Raw genomic sequence first — 2,540 nt, 5'->3', positions numbered from 1 at the left:
TCGCGGTGCCGCACGCCGCGCACCACCCGGTGGCGCGGCTCGCGCTGGAGCGGGGCAGGCACGTGCTGCTGGAGAAGCCCATGACCATCGAACCGGCGCACGCACACGAGCTGGTGGCGCTGGCCCGCAGCCGCGGGGCCGAGCTGCTGATCGACTACCCGTGGCACTACAACCCGCACGTCCTCGCGCTGCGCGAGGAGATCGCGGCCGGGCGGATCGGCCCCGTCGAGCACGTCTCGGTGCTGTACGCCTCCACGGTGCGCGAGCTGTACCGCGGCAACCCCGAGCCGTACCGCGACGCCTTCGGCTACCCCGTCAACGCTCCGGACGCGCGCACCTACAGCGACCCGGAGCTGTCCGGCGGCGGCCAGGGCCAGACGCAGATCACCCACGCCGCCGCGCTGCTGCTCTGGCTGACCGGGCTGCGCCCGCGCGGCGTGGCCGCGTTCCGCGCCGACTTCGAGCTGCCGGTGGACCTCGCCGACGGCATCGCGGTCCGCTTCGAGGGCGGGGCTGTCGGCACCCTCGGCTCGACGGGGGCGGTGCTGGCGGGGCTTGAGGAGATCATGCGGCTGGAGGTCTTCGGCCGGGACGGGCACATCCTGCTCGACGTGAACCAGGGCACCGCCTCCGTCCACGACGCCGGCGGCGTCACGGAGTTGCCGCAGCTGCCCGCGGCGGAGCGCAACCCCGAGCACGCGCCGGTGCAGAACCTGGTGGACCTCGCCCAGGGCCGGGGCCGCAACGGCTCGCCAGCGGAGATCGGCCGGGATGCGGTCCGGTTCGTGGCCGCGATGTACCGCTCGGCCCGCGAGGGCTCGATCGTCGACCCGCACACCCTCTGACCGACAGGAGTACGTCATGCTGACCGGCTTTTCCCACGTGGGGTTCACTGTCGCCGACGTCGAGGCGGCCACCGCGTTCTACCGGAAGGTGTTCGACGCCGAGCCGGAGGTGCGGCGGGTGTATGACGCGCCGTACACCTCCGAGCAGATCGGCTACGCGGACGCCCGGCTGGACATCGCCCTCTTCCGCATCCCCGGCTCGGACGCCCTGCTGGAGCTGATCCAGTACCTGAACCCGGCCGGTGTGCCGGTGGACCTGGAGACGAAGAACCCGGGCACCGCCCACGTCTGCCTCACCACCGACGACCTCGACGCCGAGCACGCCCGGCTGGCCGGGCTCGGCGCCGCGTCGCGCAGCGCCGGCCCGGTACGCATCACCTCGGGGCCGAACGAGGGCCGGCGGGTGGCCTACTTCAGAGACCCCCAGGGCCTCACCCTGGAGGTGCTGGAGATCAGCTGACGGTGCGGGGCAGTTGGAGGCTCTTCGTCTGGAGGTACGCCTCCAGCCCCCACCGCCCCAGCTCCCGGCCGTGGCCGGACTGCTTGTAGCCGCCGAACGGCGCGTACGGGTTGAACCCGGCCCCGTTGACCTCGACCTGCCCGGCCCGCAGCCGGCCGGCGACGGCGACGGCGCGGTCGGTGTCGGCGGACCACACGGCCGCGCACAGCCCGTACCGCGTGCCGTTGGCGAGCGCCACGGCCTCGTCCTCGCCGTCGTACGCCTGGAGGCAGAGCACCGGGCCGAAGATCTCCTCCTGGACGACGGTCATCCCCGGCTCGGTGGCGGAAAACACCGTGGGCCGTACGTAGTGGCCGCGCGCGAAGCCGTCCGGCCGCTCGGCACCGCCGGCCACCAGCTTCGCGCCCTCGCGCTCCCCGGCCCGTACCAGAGCGGTGACGCGCTCGCGCTGGACGGCGGAGACCAGCGGCCCGAGCGCGAAGGTGAACCCGATGTGCCCGAGCTGGTCGGCGAACGCCGTCGGGCGGACGCCGGCGGTCTCGGCGGCGGGGTCGACCAGCGGGTGGTTGGCGACGGCCGCGGCGGCGATCTCCTCGGCCTCCGCGAGCCGCCCGCGCGGCACGATCAGCCGGGACAGCGCCGTGCAGGTCTGGCCGGTGTTGACGAACGCCTTGGCCACGCAGTCGGCGACGGCCGCCTCCAGGTCGGCGTCCGGCAGCACCACGCTGGGCGACTTGCCGCCCAGCTCCAGGTGCACCTGCTTGACGGTCTCCGCGGCGAGCGCGCCGACGCGCCGCCCGGCCGCGGTCGAGCCGGTGAAGCTGACGACGTCCACAGCGGGGTGGGCCACCAGCGGCCCGCCGACCTCGGCGCCGGTGCCGCAGACCAGGTTGAACACCCCCGGCGGAAAGCCGGCTTCGGCGACGGCCTCGGCGAGCAGGAAGGCGTTCAGGGGCGCCACCTCGCTCGGCTTCAGCACGACGGTGCAGCCGGCGGCCAGCGCCGGGGCGACCTTCGCGGCGATCTGGTGCAGCGGGTAGTTCCACGGCGTGATCGCCACCACCACGCCCGCGGCCTCGCGCACCACCGCCGAGTGTCCTACCTCCTCGTGCCAGGTGAACTCACGTAGCAGCTTCGGCTGGTCGGCGAAGGTCGCCAGCGGCAGCCCGACCTGCACGGCGGCGGCGAACGACGCGGGCGAGCCCACCTCGGCGACCACCGCGGCGGCCAACTGC

3 protein-coding genes are annotated in these 2,540 nt (G+C 74.2%); 2 read left to right on the top strand and 1 reads right to left on the bottom strand.

The genetic code is table 11. The annotated features are described in order from the left end of the window. On the top strand, positions 1-845 hold an 845-nt coding region (locus H5J30_RS26820; protein WP_181789908.1), incomplete at its 5' end, for a Gfo/Idh/MocA family protein. Positions 846-861: 16 nt separating this feature from the next. Continuing rightward, on the top strand, positions 862-1,305 hold the full coding sequence (locus H5J30_RS26815; protein ID WP_181789907.1) for a VOC family protein: 444 nt from the start codon (positions 862-864) through the stop codon (positions 1,303-1,305). Here the strand turns inward: H5J30_RS26815 and H5J30_RS26810 are convergent. Continuing rightward, a partial coding sequence (locus H5J30_RS26810; protein WP_181789906.1) for an aldehyde dehydrogenase family protein occupies positions 1,298-2,540 on the bottom strand: 1,243 nt, incomplete at its 5' end. The genes H5J30_RS26815 and H5J30_RS26810 overlap by 8 nt on opposite strands.

It is taken from the genome of Streptomyces phytophilus, assembly GCF_013870535.1.
Taxonomy (GTDB): domain Bacteria; phylum Actinomycetota; class Actinomycetes; order Streptomycetales; family Streptomycetaceae; genus Streptomyces; species Streptomyces phytophilus.
This window is presented reverse-complemented; position numbering and strand designations above follow the sequence as displayed.